The 18,699-nt window shown below is 56.3% G+C and carries 19 protein-coding genes; 11 read left to right on the top strand and 8 right to left on the bottom strand.

Going from position 1 to position 18,699, the window contains the following annotated elements:
* Nucleotides 1–15: 15 nt before the first annotated feature.
* Nucleotides 16–1,356, top strand: coding sequence for an aromatic acid/H+ symport family MFS transporter (locus INF77_RS08140; RefSeq protein ID WP_193531964.1), 1,341 nt, complete (start codon nt 16–18; stop codon nt 1,354–1,356).
* A 45-nt stretch (nt 1,357–1,401) separates the two neighbouring features.
* Nucleotides 1,402–1,875 (top strand): tRNA (uridine(34)/cytosine(34)/5-carboxymethylaminomethyluridine(34)-2'-O)-methyltransferase TrmL, encoded by a 474-nt coding sequence (gene trmL / locus INF77_RS08135; protein ID WP_028015039.1) that lies wholly within the window; start codon nt 1,402–1,404, stop codon nt 1,873–1,875.
* Here trmL and cysE read toward each other — a convergent pair.
* From cysE to INF77_RS08110, 5 genes are all read right to left on the bottom strand, one after another.
* The gene (cysE, locus tag INF77_RS08130; RefSeq protein WP_008502718.1) at nt 1,872–2,693 is read right to left on the bottom strand and encodes a serine O-acetyltransferase; all 822 of its coding nucleotides are present in this window, start codon (nt 2,691–2,693) and stop codon (nt 1,872–1,874) included. The two genes, trmL and cysE, sit on opposite strands and share 4 nt — an antisense overlap.
* A gap of 75 nt (nt 2,694–2,768) precedes the next feature.
* A complete protein-coding gene (gene gpsA / locus INF77_RS08125; RefSeq protein WP_045630251.1) occupies nt 2,769–3,788 on the bottom strand; it encodes an NAD(P)H-dependent glycerol-3-phosphate dehydrogenase in 1,020 nt (339 codons plus the stop codon).
* A complete protein-coding gene (secB, locus tag INF77_RS08120) occupies nt 3,788–4,255 on the bottom strand; it encodes a protein-export chaperone SecB (RefSeq protein WP_003860835.1) in 468 nt (155 codons plus the stop codon). Before secB ends, gpsA begins: the two co-directional genes overlap by 1 nt.
* Before the next feature lie 32 nt (nt 4,256–4,287).
* Nucleotides 4,288–4,539 (bottom strand): glutaredoxin 3, encoded by a 252-nt coding sequence (gene grxC, locus INF77_RS08115; RefSeq protein WP_028015037.1) that lies wholly within the window; start codon nt 4,537–4,539, stop codon nt 4,288–4,290.
* A gap of 11 nt (nt 4,540–4,550) precedes the next feature.
* Entirely contained in the window at nt 4,551–4,982 is a 432-nt protein-coding gene (locus INF77_RS08110) for a rhodanese-like domain-containing protein (RefSeq protein ID WP_014882007.1), read from the bottom strand.
* A gap of 246 nt (nt 4,983–5,228) precedes the next feature.
* Between INF77_RS08110 and gpmM the strand changes: the two genes are divergently transcribed.
* From gpmM to INF77_RS08095, 3 genes are read left to right on the top strand one after another with little or no spacing between them, the layout of a single operon-like run.
* Nucleotides 5,229–6,773, top strand: coding sequence for a 2,3-bisphosphoglycerate-independent phosphoglycerate mutase (gpmM, locus tag INF77_RS08105; protein WP_100171117.1), 1,545 nt, complete (start codon nt 5,229–5,231; stop codon nt 6,771–6,773).
* A 33-nt stretch (nt 6,774–6,806) separates the two neighbouring features.
* Entirely contained in the window at nt 6,807–8,066 is a 1,260-nt protein-coding gene (gene envC / locus INF77_RS08100) for a murein hydrolase activator EnvC (RefSeq protein ID WP_231940812.1), read from the top strand.
* A gap of 3 nt (nt 8,067–8,069) precedes the next feature.
* Nucleotides 8,070–9,002, top strand: coding sequence for a divergent polysaccharide deacetylase family protein (locus INF77_RS08095; protein WP_074147980.1), 933 nt, complete (start codon nt 8,070–8,072; stop codon nt 9,000–9,002).
* Between the two features lie 3 nt (nt 9,003–9,005).
* On the opposite strand, the gene INF77_RS08090 is transcribed toward INF77_RS08095, so the two are convergent.
* Entirely contained in the window at nt 9,006–9,806 is an 801-nt protein-coding gene (locus tag INF77_RS08090) for a glycosyltransferase family 2 protein (RefSeq protein WP_063943269.1), read from the bottom strand.
* Between the two features lie 205 nt (nt 9,807–10,011).
* Here INF77_RS08090 and INF77_RS08085 point away from each other — a divergent pair, with 205 nt between their 5' ends.
* Nucleotides 10,012–11,217, top strand: coding sequence for a glycosyltransferase (locus tag INF77_RS08085; RefSeq protein WP_193531963.1), 1,206 nt, complete (start codon nt 10,012–10,014; stop codon nt 11,215–11,217).
* A gap of 15 nt (nt 11,218–11,232) precedes the next feature.
* Nucleotides 11,233–12,147, top strand: coding sequence for a hypothetical protein (locus tag INF77_RS08080; RefSeq protein ID WP_193531962.1), 915 nt, complete (start codon nt 11,233–11,235; stop codon nt 12,145–12,147).
* A gap of 26 nt (nt 12,148–12,173) precedes the next feature.
* Here the strand turns inward: INF77_RS08080 and tdh are convergent, their stop codons facing one another.
* Nucleotides 12,174–13,202, bottom strand: a complete 1,029-nt coding sequence (tdh, locus tag INF77_RS08075; protein WP_006812404.1) for an L-threonine 3-dehydrogenase — start codon at nt 13,200–13,202, stop codon at nt 12,174–12,176.
* A gap of 9 nt (nt 13,203–13,211) precedes the next feature.
* Nucleotides 13,212–14,408: a glycine C-acetyltransferase gene (gene kbl / locus INF77_RS08070; protein WP_045260056.1), complete on the bottom strand. Its 1,197-nt coding sequence runs from the start codon at nt 14,406–14,408 to the stop codon at nt 13,212–13,214.
* A 215-nt stretch (nt 14,409–14,623) separates the two neighbouring features.
* Here kbl and rfaD point away from each other — a divergent pair, with 215 nt between their 5' ends.
* The 4 genes from rfaD to INF77_RS08050 are packed head-to-tail and all read left to right on the top strand — an operon-like array spanning nt 14,624 to nt 18,696.
* A complete protein-coding gene (gene rfaD / locus INF77_RS08065; protein ID WP_028015031.1) occupies nt 14,624–15,556 on the top strand; it encodes an ADP-glyceromanno-heptose 6-epimerase in 933 nt (310 codons plus the stop codon).
* A 2-nt stretch (nt 15,557–15,558) separates the two neighbouring features.
* Entirely contained in the window at nt 15,559–16,605 is a 1,047-nt protein-coding gene (gene rfaF / locus INF77_RS08060; RefSeq protein WP_150145127.1) for an ADP-heptose--LPS heptosyltransferase RfaF, read from the top strand.
* A gap of 3 nt (nt 16,606–16,608) precedes the next feature.
* Nucleotides 16,609–17,592 carry a lipopolysaccharide heptosyltransferase RfaC gene (gene rfaC / locus INF77_RS08055; RefSeq protein WP_047366919.1) on the top strand — a complete coding sequence of 328 codons (984 nt, stop codon included), beginning with the start codon at nt 16,609–16,611 and terminating at the stop codon, nt 17,590–17,592.
* Nucleotides 17,593–17,595: 3 nt separating this feature from the next.
* The gene (locus tag INF77_RS08050) at nt 17,596–18,696 is read left to right on the top strand and encodes a glycosyltransferase family 9 protein (protein ID WP_049137160.1); all 1,101 of its coding nucleotides are present in this window, start codon (nt 17,596–17,598) and stop codon (nt 18,694–18,696) included.
* Nucleotides 18,697–18,699: the final 3 nt, after the last annotated feature.

Genomic DNA, 18,699 nt, shown 5'->3' with positions numbered 1-18,699 from the left:
ATCGGAGGGGAGCGTATGACCTATTCAGGTAAGGTGGATATTCAGCAGGTGATCGACGAGAGTCCTTTTTCAGGGTTTCACTGGCTTCTTATCGTGCTGGGCTTTCTGGTTCTGGCGATCGATGGTTTTGATACGGCAGCGATGGGCTACATCGCGCCTACGCTGTCGGCGGAGTGGAGAATACACAAACAGGATTTGGGGCCGGTGCTGAGTGCGGCGCTTCTGGGGCTGTCGCTGGGAGCCCTTATTGCAGGTCCGGTATCGGACCGGATGGGACGCAAGCGCGTGCTGGTCTTTTCGTGCCTGTTCTTCGGCCTGGCGAGCCTGGGGACGGCCTGGGCGCAAAGCCTGAATACCCTGACGCTGTGGCGCTTTCTGACGGGTCTCGGGCTCGGCGCCGCCATGCCAAACGCCATCACGCTGATCTCAGAGTTTGCCCCCCAGCGCTGCCGCGCCATGGCGATTAATACCATGTACTGCGGCTTCCCTCTGGGTGCGGCGGGCGGCGGCGCGATCTCTTCCTGGCTAATTCCCCACCACGGCTGGCGAAGCGTGCTGCTGACCGGCGCGATTGCGCCGCTGATTTTAACCGTGCTGCTGGCGCTGCTGCTGCCGGAATCGGTGAAGTTTCTGGTGCAGCGCGGGAAAGACGTCGCGCAGGTTCGCCGCATTGCCAGCCGGTTCAGCCGCAGCACGCTGGAGAGCGTTACGGGCTTTTTCCTGGCGGAAGAGAAAGCCGCGTCTAAAAAAGGAAGCGTGGGGCAGCTGTTTTCCATGCCCTGGCTACCCGGCACCCTGATGCTGTGGGTGACCTATTTTATGGGGCTGGTGATTTACTACGTCCTGCTTAGCTGGATGCCGACGCTGATGCAGGGGATGGGTTATGCCCTGGCGGAATCCGCCTGGCTCACCTCGCTGTTTACCTTCGGCGGCACCGCAGGCATTCTGCTCGCGGGCTGGATGATGGACCGCTGGGAAGCGCACAAGGTGGTCGCAGGTGGTTTTGTGCTGACGATGGGCCTGATTCTTTTGCTTGGCCTTGAGCATAACCATATCGCCCTGTTTGGCGGGCTGATTTTCCTGATGGGGATCGCGATGAACGGCGCGCAGTCGGGCATGCAAACCCTCGCGGCCACCTTTTACCCTACCGAGTGCCGCGCGACGGGCATCGCCTGGATGCAGGGCATCGGCCGCTTTGGCGGCGTGGCGGGAACCATGACCAGCGCCCAGCTTCTTTCGATGCAGTGGCAGGCAGACAGTATTTTAATGATCCTCAGCGTGCCTGCTTTAGTGGCCGCTGCGGCAACCGTCTACAAAATGCTGTATAGCCGCTCGCAGGAACCCGGCGTCGCGTAGTTCCTCTCTTTTCTGCTATTCTGCCCCCGCAATTAAGGGGGCAGCATGCTTAACATCGTTTTATTCGAACCAGAAATTCCGCCGAACACCGGCAATATCATCCGCCTGTGCGCCAACACCGGTTTTCGTCTGCACATCATCGAGCCGATGGGCTTTACGTGGGACGACAAACGCCTGCGCCGCGCGGGGCTGGATTACCATGAATTTACCGCCGTGGTTCGCCATCACGATTACGCCGCGTTTCTGGAAGCAGAGAAGCCGCAGCGCATGTTCGCCCTGACCACCAAAGGCACGCCAGCGCACAGCGCCGTGAGCTATCAGGAGGGTGACTATCTGATGTTTGGCCCGGAAACCCGCGGCCTGCCGGCCACGATCCTGGATGCCCTGCCCGCTGAGCAGAAAATCCGTATTCCGATGATGCCGGACAGCCGCAGCATGAACCTGTCGAACGCGGTGTCGGTGGTGGTGTATGAGGCCTGGCGCCAGCTGGGTTACCCGGGCGCCATTCTCAGAAGTTAAATGCCGTCACCATACTCGAAGGTATGGTGAATGCCGTTGAAGTGCTGATCCATATCCATCGACGGCTTATCGCTGTCTGGCTTACCAACGATGCGCGCCGGTACGCCAGCGGCGGTGGTGTGCGGTGGCACGGGCTGGAGCACAACCGACCCCGCGCCAATCTTCGCGCCGCGCCCGACTTCGATATTGCCGAGGATTTTGGCGCCTGCGCCAATCATCACCCCTTCACGAATTTTCGGGTGGCGATCGCCGCTGGTTTTCCCGGTACCGCCCAGGGTAACCGACTGCAGGATCGAGACGTCGTCTTCAATCACCGCCGTTTCCCCGACAACGATCCCGGTGGCGTGGTCGAGCATGATCCCGCGGCCAATCTTCGCCGCCGGGTGAATATCAACCTGAAACGTCACGGAAACCTGGTTTTGCAGGAAGATCGCCAGCGCGCGGCGGCCTTCATTCCACAGCCAGTGGCCAATGCGGTACGCCTGCAGCGCGTGGAAGCCTTTCAGGTACAGCAGCGGCGTGGAGTATTTATCGACCGCCGGGTCACGGGTGCGCACGGCCTGGATATCACAGGCGGCAGAGGCGATCATTTCCGGGTCGGCGGCGTAGGCCTCTTCCACTACCTCACGAATGGCGATAGCAGGCATGATGGAGGAAGCCAGCTTGTTGGCGAGCATATAGCTCAGGGCGCTGCCGAGGTTTTCGTGCTTGAGTAGCGTCGCGTGATAGAAACTGGCCAGCATAGGCTCACAGTCCGCCAAAGCGCGGGCTTCGGCTTTAATATTATTCCAGACGATATCCAGTTCTTCACACGGCATTGCTAACTCCAGACGATAGTTAATGACCAGCCAGTTCTGCGCTGGCTGGGTCATTCAGGTGACGATACTTCCCGGCTAATTGCTGCTGCGCTCGTCCTTGCGCGCACGACCTAATAGGGTCAATGCTGCCTCGCGCGCATTTTTTCCGCAATACAATACCTGATAAATTTCCTCGGTTATTGGCATTTCGACACCAAACCGGTGCGCCAATTCGCGGACTTCTTTGGTATTGCGGTAGCCTTCCACCACCTGTCCAATCTTCTCCTGCGCGCTTTTTACATCGCTGCCCTGTCCGAGCATCATGCCAAAGCGGCGGTTACGAGACTGGTTATCGGTACAGGTCAGCACCAGATCCCCCAGACCCGCCATCCCCATAAAGGTGGCCGGATCGGCACCCAGCGCTTCGCCCAGACGGGACATCTCGGTTAAGCCGCGGGTAATCAACGCCGTACGCGCGTTGGCGCCAAAGCCAATACCGTCAGACATCCCGGCCCCGATGGCAATCACGTTCTTCACCGCGCCGCCCAGCTGCACGCCGATAAAATCGGGGTTGCTGTAGACGCGGAAGCTCTTGCCACAGTGCAGCAATTGCTGGAGATCGTCGGAGAAGGCCTGATCGGTGGATGCCAGCGAGATCGCCGTCGGCAGGCCCGCAGCCAGCTCTTTGGCAAAGGTCGGCCCGGAGATGACCGCCAGCGGGATCTCATCCCCCAGCGCTTCGCGGGCAACGTCCTGCAGCAGACGTCCGGTTTCCGCTTCAAGCCCTTTGGTCGCCCAGACAATACGCGCATCCGGGCGCATCAGCGGCTTGATCTGATTCAGCACGTCGCCGAAGACATGGCTTGGCACCACAATCAAAATGTTGCGGCTGGCCGCCAGCGCGGTTGCAAGATCGCTTTCCAGGTGCAGGGTGTCAGGGAACGGAACGTCCGGGAGAAACGCCACATTGCAACGGTCGCGCTGCAGCGTGGCGATATGTTTTGGATCGTGGCCCCACAGGACCACGTCGTGACCATTTCTTGCCAGCGTGATGGCAAGAGCGGTGCCGTATGAGCCGGCACCGATCACAGTCATTGACGCATTAACAGTGCTCATCAGGCATCCTGATGTTGTTCGGCACCTTCGCCAGCCTGCTGCTGCAGATAGTTCATGAACAGCGCATCAAAGTTCACTGGCGCAAGGTTCAGTTGCGGGAATGTACCGCGAGAAACCAGGCTGGTGATGCATTCACGGGCATACGGGAACAGGATGTTCGGGCAGTATGCACCCAGGCAATGCGCCATCTGGTTGCCTTCGATGCCGCCGATGGAGAAGATACCGCCCTGCTGTACTTCGCACAGGAATGCAGTTTCTTCGCCCAGAGAGGCGGTCACGGTCACACGCAGTACGACTTCATACACGTCATCCGCCAGCTGGGTGGATGCGGTATCCAGATCAAGTTTAACCTCTGGCTGCCAGTCTTTCTGGAAAACGTGCGGCGCATTTGGCGCTTCGAAAGAGACATCCTTGGTGTAGATACGCTGGATCTGGAAAGTCATTTCGGTGTTGTTTTGTTCTGACATGGAAATACCCTTTTTAATTGTCCTAAAGTCTCTTAGCTCAGCAGCGGATCGAGTCCACCACGGGCGTCGAGCGCATACAAGTCATCACAGCCGCCAATGTGCTGCGCATCAATAAAAATCTGCGGAACCGTCGTACGACCACTACGTTGGATCATCTCTTCGCGTTTGATCGCGTCACCGTCGATTGGCAGTTCCTGGAACGTGACGCCTTTGCTGCTCAGCAGCGCTTTCGCACGGTGGCAGAACGGGCACGTCGCTTTGGTGTAGATCTCAATATTGGCCATGACTGAACTCCTTATTTACCGCGAACCAAAGGAAGATTTTCCCCGCTCCAGCCGGAAATCCCTTCTTTCAGTACCGTTACGTTTTCGAAGCCCGCTTTGTAAAGCGCGCTGGCAGATTCCTGCGCCTGCATACCGGTCGCATCCACAACGATAATGGGCTGGGCTTTGTGTTTCTCAAGCTCACCAACGTTGTTGGCTTTGATTTCAGCTGGCAACAGGTTGATTGCGCCGGCAATGTGACCTTTACGGAAATCGTCACGCTGACGCAGATCGACAACGACGGCATCTTCTTTGTTAATCAGACGCGTCGCTTCACCACGGGTGATAACCTTAATCTTAGACGTCAGGCTCTTAAATGTGGTGAACAGCACAGCAGCCAGCAGGCCAATCCACGCGATGCTCAGTACCGGATGGCGGCTAACGAATTGCATAATTTCTTGCATGGAGGGTAACTACTCCCGACTAAGTGATAAAAAAACCAGGACAGGAGTATACCTGTGCGTTCTGGCAAATACAGCCAGCGACCATAACCTAATCCATTTTCTGCGGCATGCCACCTAAAAAAATGCCTCAAAATGGTCCGGTCAGCATCTTGCCCCCGCGTTTTCTTTGATCTTCTGCGGCTATTTGATCGATTCAGCTGTAGTAAAATTACGCAAATTTTGACTCTTGAGCATGAGGTTGTTGCAATGTCGGTTTCTAAAAAACCTATGGTACTGGTGATTCTGGATGGCTATGGCTACCGTGAAGATAGCCAGGATAACGCTATTTTCAACGCAAAAACCCCGGTCATGGATGCACTGTGGGCAAAACGTCCGCATACCCTGATTGACGCATCCGGTCTGGAAGTGGGCCTGCCGGATCGCCAGATGGGCAACTCCGAAGTTGGCCACGTTAACCTCGGCGCGGGTCGTATCGTGTATCAGGATCTGACCCGTCTGGACGTCGAAATCAAAGAACGCACCTTCTTCGCTAACCCGATTCTCTGCGGTGCGGTAGATAAAGCCGTTGCGGCAGGTAAAGCGGTACACATCATGGGTCTGCTTTCTGCAGGCGGCGTGCACAGCCACGAAGATCACATCATGGCGATGGTTGAACTGGCCGCTGAACGCGGTGCGGAAAAAATCTACCTGCACGCCTTCCTGGACGGTCGCGACACGCCACCGCGCAGCGCAGAAGGGTCCCTGAAAGCTTTCGAAGACAAATTCGCTGCGCTGGGCAAAGGCCGCGTGGCCTCCATCATTGGCCGTTACTACGCTATGGACCGCGACAACCGCTGGGATCGCGTTGAACAGGCCTATGACCTGATGACTCTGGCAAAAGGGGAATTCCATTTCCCGACTGCGGTTGAAGCGCTGGAAGCCGCTTACGCGCGTGATGAAAACGATGAATTCGTAAAAGCGTCCGTGATTCGCGCGGAAGGCCAGGCCGATGCCGCAATGGAAGATGGCGACGCGCTGATCTTTATGAACTTCCGCGCTGACCGTGCGCGCGAAATCACCCGTGCGTTCGTCAACAGCGACTTCGACGGTTTTGCCCGTAAGAAAGTGGTGAACATCGACTTCATCCAACTGACCGAATACGCGGCAGACATCAAAGCCCCTTGCGCTTACCCACCAGCCTCGCTGGCTAACACCTTCGGTGAGTGGATGGCGAAGAACGACAAAACCCAGCTGCGTATTTCCGAAACGGAAAAATACGCGCACGTGACCTTCTTCTTTAACGGCGGCGTTGAAGAGCCGTTCAAAGGCGAAGAGCGCATTCTGATCAACTCGCCGAAAGTCGCGACTTACGATCTGCAGCCAGAGATGAGCTCTGCGGAATTGACTGAAAAACTGGTCGCGGCCATCGAAAGCGGCAAGTACGACACCATCATCTGTAACTACCCGAACGGCGACATGGTCGGCCATACCGGCGTGATGGAAGCGGCAGTGAAGGCGGTTGAAGCGCTGGACCACTGCGTTGAGCAGGTTGCGAAAGCGGTTGAGTCCGTTGGCGGCCAGCTGCTGATCACCGCTGACCACGGTAACGCCGAGCAGATGCGTGACCCGGCAACCGGTCAGGCGCACACCGCCCATACCAACCTGCCTGTTCCGCTGATTTATGTGGGTGATAAATCACTGAAAGCAGTAGAAGGCGGCAAGCTTTCCGACATCGCGCCAACCATGTTGTCGCTGATGGGTATGCCGATCCCTGAAGAGATGACTGGTAAGCCGCTGTTCATCGTGGAATAATCGCTCCCCATGAGGGGAAAGGCGATTTTTTCAATCACATGGGTCGTGAAGCCGCTTAGGCTATCAGTCAGACCTCTGCTTTGCGCCAGCGCACTCAGCGCTGGCGTATTGCTGTGCGCCGCATCCGCCCACGCGGATGACCGCGACCAGCTGAAATCCATTCAGGCCGATATCGCCGCCAAAGAGCGTGCGGTACGCCAGCAGCAACAGCAGCGCGCCACCCTGCTCGCCCAGCTTAAGCAGCAGGAAGAGGCCATCTCCGCTGCCGCACGTAAACTCCGTGAAACGCAAAACACCCTCACCCAGTTGAACAAACAGATCGACGAGATGAATGCGTCGATTGCCAAACTGGAGCGCCAGCGTGATGCGCAGGAGCGCAACCTCGCAGCACAGCTGGATGCCGCATTCCGCCAGGGTGAACATACCGGACTCCAGCTGATCCTCAGCGGTGAAGAGAGCCAGCGCGGCCAGCGTCTGCAGGCCTATTTCGGCTATCTGAACCAGGCGCGTCAGGAGACCATTGCACAGCTGAAACAAACGCGTGAAGAGGTCTCCACCCAAAAAGCGGAGCTGGAAGAGAAGCAGAGCCAGCAGCAGACGTTGCTCTACGAACAAAAAGCGCAGCAGGCGAAACTTGAGCAGGCCCGTAACGAACGCAAGAAAACGCTGTCGGGTCTTGAGTCCTCCATTCAGGCAGGACAGAGCCAGCTGAGCGAAATGCGCGCCAACGAATCAAAACTGCGTAACAGCATTGCCCGTGCGGAAGCCGCAGCGAAGGCGCGCGCCGAAAAAGAGGCCCGCGAGGCGCAGGCGGTTCGCGACAAGCAGCAGGAAGCCTCCCGCAAAGGGACCACCTACAAGCCAAGCGAAAGCGAACGCTCCCTGATGTCGCGTACCGGCGGTCTGGGTTCCCCGCGCGGTCAGGCCTACTGGCCCGTTCGCGGCACTATTCTGCATCGCTATGGCGAACAGCTGCAGGGTGAGCTACGTTGGAAAGGGATCGTTATCGGTGCGTCTGAAGGTAGCGAAGTGAAAGCCATCGCCGATGGCCGCGTGATTCTGGCCGACTGGCTGCAGGGTTACGGGCTGGTGGTGGTGGTCGAGCATGGTAAAGGCGACATGAGTCTTTACGGCTACAACCAGAGCGCGCTGGTCAGCGTCGGCACCCAGGTGCGCGCCGGCCAACCCATCGCCCTTGTGGGCAGCAGTGGCGGTCAGGGCCGCCCGTCACTCTATTTCGAAATTCGTCGTCAGGGTCAGGCGGTCAATCCACAGCCGTGGTTGGGAAGATAAGTTTTGCTTCAATTTCGTCGAATGGTTCTCTCCGTCGTCAGCGCACTGGCGCTGGCTGCACCGGTATATGCAGGTAAACTCGCCATCGTGATTGATGACTTCGGTTATCGACCACACTATGAAAATCAGGTGCTGGCGATGCCATCAGCCATCTCCGTCGCCGTCCTGCCGAATGCGCCTCACGCGCATGAAATGGCGACCAAAGCGCACAATAGCGGCCACCAGGTCCTCATCCATCTTCCGATGGCACCGCTCAGCAAGCAGCCGCTGGAAAAAGACACCCTGCGCCCGGATATGAGCAGCGATGAGATCGAACGCATCATCCGCGACGCCTACAACAAGGTGCCGTATGCCGTGGGTCTGAACAACCATATGGGTAGCGCGATGACCTCCAGCCTGTACGGTATGCTGAAGGTGATGCAGGCGCTGGAGCGTTACAATCTCTATTTCCTCGACAGCATGACCATTGGCAACAGCCAGGCGATGCGTGCCGCTCAGGGTACGGGGGTGAAGGTCATCAAGCGTAAAGTCTTCCTGGACGACTCCCAGAACGAAGCGGATATCCGCGTGCAGTTCAACCGCGCGGTACAGCTGGCGCGCCGTAACGGTTCGGCGATTGCCATCGGGCACCCGCATCCGTCTACCGTTCGCGTTTTGCAGCAAATGCTGCCGACCTTACCCGCCGATATCACCCTGGTACGCCCGAGCGATCTGCTGAACGAGCCGCAGGTGGATACCTCTACGCCGAATTCTGCGCAGCCCGTCCCGACGGCACCGCGTAACCCGTTCCGCGGCGTGAAGCGCTGTGTACCGAAGCAGCCGCTAGAACCGGTCTACGCGACCCGAGTCTTCTCTGTCATAGGAGACAGCATCAGTAACAGTACGCTGGTGAAATACGTCCAGCAGCAGTGGCAGGGATGGGGCAAGAAAGCCTGACGCTTATTTCGCAATCTGAGAGCCCGTCTGCTCATTCGCAACGGGCTCTTTTTTCTCCTGATGCAAATACCAAGATTTGAAATACTTCAAAAAGCTGTAGGCTGTGGCATACAGTCCTGTCGCCACTCCCACTTTACCCTGACGCCAGGCGCCGCTAAACAAATACCATTTAAAAAAAGCCCCGATGGCACTGATGATGCCGCGCCCGATAGAGGGGCGTATTTTATGATATTGTACCAGACGGGTTGTATAACAATTTAATTTGTTAAAAAGCTCATGCAGAGTGGGAAACGTATCATGTTTTACATAGCCCGGAATACATTCACAACGGAGAAAACCTTCCACCTGATCGTCTACCGGTCTGTTATTAAATCGGGACTGTTTACGGTTAAAAAGACGTACAGGGTAATCAGGGGATGAAACAGGATAGATCGTCCGGACTTCTTTACCCAGAACAAACCAGTGGCGGCATATTCGCCATGCCGTTCCGGGGTCAGGCTCATCACCTGCTTTTAACGCTGAAATAGCATCAACTGTTTCCTGGTCAAGAATTTCATCACTGTCGATGCACAGGACCCAGTCATTGCTGGCTAAGGATATGGCATGATTCATCTGCTCACCATGCCAGCCAAATTTTTTATAGACAGGGAGCAGTCCATAGCTCTCACAAATAAAACGTGTTTTGTCCGTACTGCCTGAATCTACAACGACGATCTCATCCGCTATTTTTAAAAGAGGCGGAATAACATCGTGCAATAATCTTTCAGAATTAAACGTTAATAAGCAGATCGTTATTTTAAACATGTTTCCACTCTCAACAGCAGCATAAATGAATATGATTAATACTATATAAATGAGTAGAGATGATTAAAGTCCTGAATCACACTTTTCAAATAAGCACGTATGACGTTTTGTCTAATTCTGAAGCGCAATAAAATAGAAAAATCTATTTTATTTCAACAGATTCTTTATAATGCAGTCAAATGAAGGGTAGCACACGGATTCAGACATGCCGCACAAAAGTAAAATTCTCCTCCTGGATACGGGTAAAGAATGGGGGGGAGGCACCAACAGTATGCTTGAGCTCCTGAAGCGGATCAATCGCGATAAATTCGATATTACGTGTTGTTTTTACAGTGATTATAGTCGCGCTGAAGGTGAGACGATTGGTCAGGTGCTCAACAGCATCGGGATCCCGCTCATCGTGATCCCTCAGCGTCAGCAGCCGCTCTGGGCCAAATTACTGAAGGAAGCGGGACGTAGCCTGCTTTTTTTCTCACGCAGCGCCCGTAAGGCATTGACTCGTTACGTGGATATCCTGTGGCGAATCAGGCCTAACGTCAGCAAAATCGAGACGCTTTTCATGGAGGGCGGTTTCGATACGCTCTATATGAATAACCAACCCGGCTCAAATGAGGAAGGCTATCTCGCGGCAGCGAAACTGCAGGCGCGGTTGATTCAGCACTGTCGCATTGAACCTGTATTGACCCCGCCGCTGGTGAAGCTGGTCAACGCACATGCCACAAAAATTATCGCGGTTTCGCACGGCGTTGAACGCGTGCTTCTTCAGCATGGCGTCCGGCCCGAGCTGTGTACCACGGTCAACAACGCCATCGACATCCACCAGCCTTTGCCCGACCGACGCGCCATGCGCCAGCGTCTGAACATTGATGACGACACCTTTGTGTTCGGCAGCATTGGGTCGCTTATCCCTCGCAAGTCCAACCACCATACTCTGGAGGCGCTGGCCCAGTTCAGCCAGATGCACCCGCAGGCAAAATGGAAGATGGTGCTGGTCGGTGAAGGGGCTGAACGCGGCGCGCTGACGGCGCAGGCTGACGCGCTGGGGATTGCTGAGCACATCATTTTTACCGGTTTCCAGAACACGCCTTTTGACTATCTCGCCACCTTTGACGCGTTTATTCTGGCTTCGAAGAGCGAAGGTTTGCCCCGCGTCGTGCTGGAGGCAATGCTGCTGAATATCCCGGTGATTGGCTCAAAGGTAACCGGCACGGCAGAATTGATCGACCATGAGTCGACCGGGCTGCTGTTTCCGTGGAGCGATGTGTCGCAACTTGCTCAACATCTGGATAATATCTGGCAGGATCCTGCTCTGCGCGCCCGGCTCGCCGCAGCCGCGCACCAGAATGTCTGCAACGTGTATACCATTGAAAGCTATGTTAACGGTGTCGAGGCCGTTCTTGGCGCGCAATAACCAAACGAGAAGAACATGTTTAAATTCCTGAATGCTCGCTACCGCCACATTACCGGGCGTCATAACATTCCGTACGCTTCCCTTCCGGTCACGCGCGATCTCGTTGCGGTTGATTCCATCGTGATCCCTTGTACGGGCGCGGATTTCGTCGAAGAGGCGTTATTGTCAGCGACCTTTGCAGAGCGTTACGCCGCCGACGTCAGCGAGATTGTTATCGTCAGCGATCAGCCTGAATCCGCTTTCGGCGAGCTGCCGCCAAAAACCCGCGTTGTGACCCTCACGCTGCCTAAACGTGAAGAGGGGTACCGCTATAAGCAAATCTACCTCAGCCGTCTGGTGAAGCTTAACGCTCCGCTTCAGGCGCGCGGAGAAGGCGTATTGATGATCGACTCCGATCTCAACCTGCTGAAGATGCCCCAGATCAACATGGCCGATATGCACATCTACTCCAGCTTCCGTCAGGGCAAAATGATCGCCAAGCTGGACGGCGCCCCCGCAGAAAAAGTGCCGGCATATTACAAAGAAACGGTGCGCCCGTATCTGGTCGATCACGTTAACGGCGCGTTTCTTGCCGCAACCAAAAAGACCTGGCGTCGCATCTGCCCGCTGTGGCTGACGCTGTTCCAGGATACCTGGGAACTGATGGACGATACCCAGCCGCCGACCGATCAGCTGCCGCTCGCTGCGCTGCTGGACATGCTGGATGTTAAAACGGTTAATCTGGGTGACTGGATGAACTGGCCGGTCTCCAAGAAGATCGGCGGTCAGGAAGCCGTTGTGCCGAAAGAGGTGATTGGCGCGCACGGGGGTTTCCCGCTTTCCGAATGGCAGAAGTATCTGGAATCTCCGGATAACAAATTGCTGTTCAAAGGGCAGGACTATACCCGCAAGGTGCGCTACCTGACGGACGAAGAGAAAAAGAATCAGTAAAAAAGGGGCCGCTGGCCCCTTTTTTATTACTTATCCCAGCTCAGGATCACTTTCCCTGACTGACCGGAACGCATCGCGTCGAAGCCCTGCTGGAACTCATCGATGGAGAAACGGTGAGTGATAATCGGGGACAGATCCAGGCCGGACTGGATCAGCGCTGCCATCTTGTACCAGGTTTCGAACATCTCGCGGCCATAGATGCCTTTGATGAACAGCCCTTTGAAGATGACTTTGTTCCAGTCGATGGACATATCTGACGGCGGAATGCCCAGCATCGCGATACGGCCACCGTGGTTCATGGTGTCCAGCATGGTGCGGAACGCCGGCGGCGCGCCGGACATCTCCAGGCCGACGTCAAAGCCTTCGGTCATACCCAACTCTTCCATCACGTCGGTCAGGCTTTCTTTCGAGACATCCACCGCGCGGGTGACGCCCATTTTGCGCGCCAGCGACAGGCGGTATTCATTCACGTCGGTGATCACCACGTTGCGCGCGCCCACGTGCTTCGCCACGGCTGCCGCCATAATGCCGATTGGGCCGGCGCCGGAAACCAGCACGTCTTCACCTACCAGGTCGAAGGAGAGCGCGGTGTGTACCGCATTGCCGAACGGGTCGAAGATGGAGGCCAGATCGTCAGAGATATTGTCCGGGATTTTGAAGGCGTTAAACGCCGGGATCACTAGGTATTCCGCGAAGCAGCCCGGACGGTTTACGCCCACGCCGACGGTGTTGCGGCACAGGTGCGTACGGCCACCGCGACAGTTACGGCAGTGACCGCAGGTAATATGGCCTTCACCAGAGACGCGATCGCCAATGCTAAAGCCTTTGACTTCCTGGCCGATGCCGACCACTTCACCAACATATTCGTGACCGACAACCATTGGGACAGGAATGGTTTTTTGCGACCACTGATCCCAGTTGTAGATGTGAACGTCAGTACCGCAGATGGCGGTTTTACGAATTTTGATCAGCAGATCGTTATGACCGACTTCCGGCTCCGGCACGTCGGTCATCCAAATCCCTTCTTCCGCTTTCAGTTTGGATAACGCTTTCATCACACGTCCTCAGGCAATGACGCCCAGCTGTTTGCCGATGCGGGTAAAGGCTTCCACCGCACGCTCAATTTGTTCAGGCGAATGCGCCGCAGACATCTGGGTGCGGATACGCGCCTGACCTTTTGGTACCACCGGGAAGAAGAACCCGGTGACGTAAATTCCTTCTTTCTGCAGTTCGCGGGCAAACTGCTGCGCCACAACTGCGTCGCCCAGCATCACCGGAATGATCGCGTGGTCAGCGCCGGCCAGGGTGAACCCTGCGGCACTCATTTTTTCGCGGAACAGACGGGCGTTTGCCCACAGGCGGTCGCGCAGCTCGGCGCCGGACTCCACCATTTCCAGCACTTTGATGGAGGCGGCCACAATCGCCGGCGCCAGGGAGTTGGAGAACAGATACGGACGGGAACGCTGACGCAGCCACTCAACCACCTCTTTACGCGCAGCGGTATAACCGCCGGACGCGCCGCCGAGCGCTTTGCCCAGCGTACCGGTGATGATGTCCACGCGGCCCATCACGTCACAGTATTCGTGGGAGCCGCGGCCGTTTTCGCCGACAAAACCGACCGCGTGGGAGTCATCGACCATCACCAGCGCATCGTATTTATCCGCCAGGTCGCACACGCCCTTCAGGTTGGCGATCACGCCGTCCATGGAGAACACGCCGTCGGTCGCGATCAGCACGTGGCGGGCCCCCGCTTCACGGGCCTCTTTCAGGCGCGCTTCCAGCTCAACCATGTCGTTGTTGGCGTAGCGGAAACGCTTCGCTTTACACAGGCGGACACCGTCGATGATGGAGGCGTGGTTCAGGGCGTCGGAGATAATCGCATCTTCTGCGCCGAGCAGGGTTTCAAACAGACCGCCGTTGGCGTCGAAGCAGGAGGAGTACAGAATCGCGTCTTCCATTCCGAGGAAGTTCGCCAGCTTTTGCTCAAGCTGCTTGTGGCTATCCTGGGTGCCGCAGATGAAGCGCACGGAGGCCATGCCGAAGCCGTGGGTGTCCATGCCGTTTTTCGCGGCGGCAATCAGCTCAGGGTGATTCGCAAGACCTAAGTAGTTGTTCGCGCAAAAGTTGATCACATGGCTGCCGTCGGCAACGGTGATATCCGCCTGCTGGGCAGACGTGATAATACGCTCTTCTTTGAACAACCCTTCCGCACGTGCGGTGTCGAGGTCGCTGTTTAACTGTTTGTAAAAATCACCACGCATTGCAATTCTCCAGACTCGGCAAATTTTGGCACATATTACCCAAACCTATAGTTCATGACGAGATGACACCGTATCTCTTCTCGTTTTTGCAGCATAAATCACGTGTACCCCTGCTGCATATCGGTGAATGGCTGAAGACCGGGCATTGTGATGATATGATATGAATATTAGCGTCCGGGATTGTCCCCGGGCTCAACACTTCAAAGGTTACAGTTATGATCATCGTTACCGGCGGCGCGGGCTTTATCGGCAGCAACATTATCAAGGCTCTCAATGATAAGGGCATCACCGACATTCTGGTGGTGGACAACCTGAAAGACGGCACCAAGTTCGTTAACCTGGTGGATCTGAACATCGCTGACTACATGGATAAAGAAGACTTCCTTATCCAGATTATGGCGGGTGAAGAGTTCGGCGAGATCGAAGCCATCTTCCACGAAGGTGCGTGCTCTTCCACCACCGAGTGGGACGGCAAGTACATGATGGATAACAACTATCAGTACTCTAAAGAGCTCCTGCACTACTGCTTGGAGCGTGAAATTCCATTCCTGTATGCCTCGTCTGCGGCAACCTATGGCGGCCGCACTTCTGATTTCATCGAGTCCCGCGAATACGAGCAGCCGCTGAACGTCTACGGCTACTCCAAGTTCCTGTTTGACGAGTACGTGCGTCAGATCCTGCCGGAAGCGAACTCGCAGATTGTCGGCTTCCGCTACTTCAACGTTTACGGGCCGCGCGAAGGGCACAAGGGCAGCATGGCGAGCGTGGCGTTCCACCTGAACACCCAGCTGAATAACGGTGAAAGCCCGAAACTGTTCGAAGGCAGCGACGGCTTCAAGCGCGACTTCGTCTACGTAGGCGACGTTGCAGCCGTAAACCTGTGGTTCCTGGAAAACGGTGTGTCCGGCATCTTCAACCTGGGCACGGGCCGCGCGGAATCCTTCCAGGCGGTGGCTGACGCCACGCTGGCATACCATAAGAAAGGCAGCATCGAGTACATTCCGTTCCCGGATAAGCTGAAAGGCCGCTACCAGGCGTTCACGCAGGCCGACCTGACTAACCTGCGCGCAGCGGGTTATGACAAGCCGTTCAAGACCGTTGCCGAAGGCGTAACGGAATATATGGCCTGGCTGAACCGCGACGCGTAAGTATGAAGATTCTGGTGATCGGCCCGTCATGGGTGGGCGACATGATGATGTCGCAAAGTCTCTATCGCACGCTCAAGGCGCGTTATCCCCAGGCGATAATCGACGTGATGGCACCCGCCTGGTGCCGTCCGCTGTTATCGCGTATGCCGGAAGTAAACGAGGCGATCCCGATGCCGCTCGGCCACGGGGCGCTGGAAATCGGCGAACGCCGCAAGCTCGGTCATAGCCTGCGCGAGAAGCGCTATGACCGTGCGTACGTGTTGCCAAACTCCTTTAAATCCGCCCTCGTACCTTTCTTTGCGGGCATTCCGCACCGTACCGGCTGGCGCGGCGAAATGCGCTACGGTCTGCTGAACGACGCGCGGGTGCTGGATAAAGCGGCCTGGCCGCTGATGGTGGAGCGCTACGTGGCGCTGGCCTACGACAAAGGGGTGATGCGCAGCGCGAAAGACCTGCCGCAGCCGCTGCTGTGGCCGCAGCTTCAGGTGAACGAGGGGGAGAAATCCCACACCTGCAACGCGTTTGCCCTTTCGTCCGAACGCCCAATGATTGGCTTCTGCCCCGGCGCCGAGTTTGGCCCGGCAAAACGCTGGCCGCACTACCACTACGCCGAACTGTCGAAACAGCTGATCGACGAGGGCTACCAGATTGTGCTGTTTGGCTCGGCGAAGGATCACGAGGCGGGCAACGAAATTCTCGCCACGCTGAGCACCGAGCAACAGGCCTGGTGCCGCAACCTGGCTGGAGAAACGCAGCTTGAGCAGGCCGTTATCCTGATTGCCGCCTGTAAGGCCGTGGTCAGCAATGACTCTGGCCTGATGCACGTCGCCGCCGCGCTGGATCGTCCGCTGGTTGCGCTGTATGGCCCAAGCAGCCCGGACTTCACGCCGCCGCTGTCGCACAAAGCGCGCGTAATCCGTTTGATCACCGGCTACCACAAGGTACGCAAAGGCGATGCCGCTGAAGGTTACCATCAGAGCCTGATCGACATTACCCCAGAGCGCGTTCTCGAAGAGCTCAACGAACTGCTGTTGAGCGAAGAAGGATAACGGATGCGGGTATTGATCGTTAAAACCTCCTCAATGGGCGATGTGCTGCATACGCTACCGTCGCTGACGGACGCGATGCGGGCCATCCCCGGCATCCGTTTTGACTGGGTGGTAGAAGAAGGCTTCGCGCAGATCCCCACCTGGCATGAAGCGGTTGACCGCGTGATCCCGGTCGCGATTCGCCGCTGGCGCAAAGCGTGGTTCTCCGCGCCGATTAAAGCCGAGCGTAAAGCCTTCCGTGAAACGGTGCAGGCGCAGCGTTACGACGCGATTATCGACGCGCAGGGGCTGGTGAAAAGCGCGGCGCTGGTCACGCGTCTGGCACACGGCGTAAAGCACGGCATGGACTGGCACACCGCCCGCGAACCGCTGGCGAGTCTGTTCTATAACCGCCGCCACCACATCGCAAAGCAGCAGCACGCCGTAGAACGCACCCGCGAGCTGTTTGCGAAAAGCCTCGGCTATGCGAAACCGGAAGCGCAGGGCGACTACGCCATTGCGCAGCACTTTTTGCGCAATACAGATCCCTGTGCTCAGCCTTATCTTGTCTTTCTGCATGCCACAACGCGCGACGATAAGCACTGGCCGGAAACACACTGGCGAAGGCTGATTGAACTAATGCAACCCTCCGGTATCCATATTAAACTCCCGTGGGGCGCTGAGCATGAGCGGCAGCGTGCGGCGCGTCTGGCAGCAGGCTTTTCCCACGTCGAGGTGTTACCCAAACTCACGCTGGCGCAGGTTGCCGCAGAGCTGGCAGGCGCTAACGCCGTTGTTTCCGTGGATACGGGTTTAAGCCATTTAACCGCGGCGCTGGATCGCCCAAATATCACCCTTTTTGGCCCGACCGATCCCGGCCTGATCGGGGGCTATGGCAAAAACCAGCATCAGATGGTCAGCCCGACTCAGCAAACGAAGGATATCAGCGCAGATGCGATTTTTTCATTTTTACAGGGCAGCCGTTGGCTTTCCAACAGGGATATTTAACCCATGAGTTACGTATTTCTGCTGATTTTACTCTTTCCGGTGAAGCTTATCCGGAAGCTGTTGCGCAAAGAGACAGGGAAAAACCTGGTCATTCAGACAGCCAAAATCGGTGATTTTGTTAATGCAACGCCTCTTCTGGCCTGGCTGCAAAAAAGCGACGTGCTCATCAGCCGCAGCGTGGGTGCGCTGGCGAAGCACGACGAGACGGTCGAAGAGATTTATTTTATCGAGCAGCATAAGCGTAACCTGTGGCGAAAGCTCTGTTTCGCCTGCAGGATCATGAACCGCTATGACAACGTCTACCTTCTGCAGCCTAACAGCGTGAATCTTTTTTTCGCCTCCGTTTGTAACGCCAAAAACAAGCAGTTCTTAAGCACTTACACGCGCAGGTGGTATCACGGGATTTTCTATTCAACGGCCGATGGTACGGTTGACCACGGTAGAAAAACGTTAACAGTCACTAACTATCTTAAGCTGGCCGACCGCGCTCTGACCTGGCAAGACTCTCCAAAGCACGCCACAAAGCCACTGTTTAAACCCGCGACTTATCCGGCAATCCTTGACAAACCCGGCGCGGTCCGCATTGGCATCAGTATCGCCGCCGGGAATAAAGCCAAAACCGTTCCGCCTGTCATCTGGAAGCAAATTGCCGATCGTCTCGCCGACCTGCCCTGCGAGTTTTATGTCTTTGGCGCCCCGAATGAACAGTCCTGGATGGATGACATCACCCGCGCTTACGGTGAACTGCCCAACTTTATTAATCTGATTGGCAAGATCTCGCTTGAAGAGCTTCCGTGGGCAATTTCTAAAATGGATTGTTATATCGCCTCCGACTCGGGGAATGTCTACATCGCCGATGCGGTTGGCGTGCCGGTCGTCTTACTGTTCGGTCCGTGCTGTCACTACGAGCAGCGCCCGCTTGGCAACGTGTTGCTGATTGGCAACGATGACAATATTTGCTCGTATGTTTTTGAAACTCGTTATTATTTCTCGCAAGGCCGGGAAGAACTCTTCGCGGTAACAGATGAATCGCTGGACGAACTCAAACATTTCATTTGCGGTCTACCAACAGCAAAATCTGCCTTTGATGCTCAGGGAAACTAATTA

It is taken from the genome of Enterobacter cloacae complex sp. P1B (assembly GCF_014982345.1).
Taxonomy (GTDB): Bacteria; Pseudomonadota; Gammaproteobacteria; order Enterobacterales; family Enterobacteriaceae; genus Enterobacter; species Enterobacter bugandensis.
The sequence above is the reverse complement of the archived record's forward strand: the minus strand, read 5'-3'. Positions and strand labels throughout refer to the sequence as shown.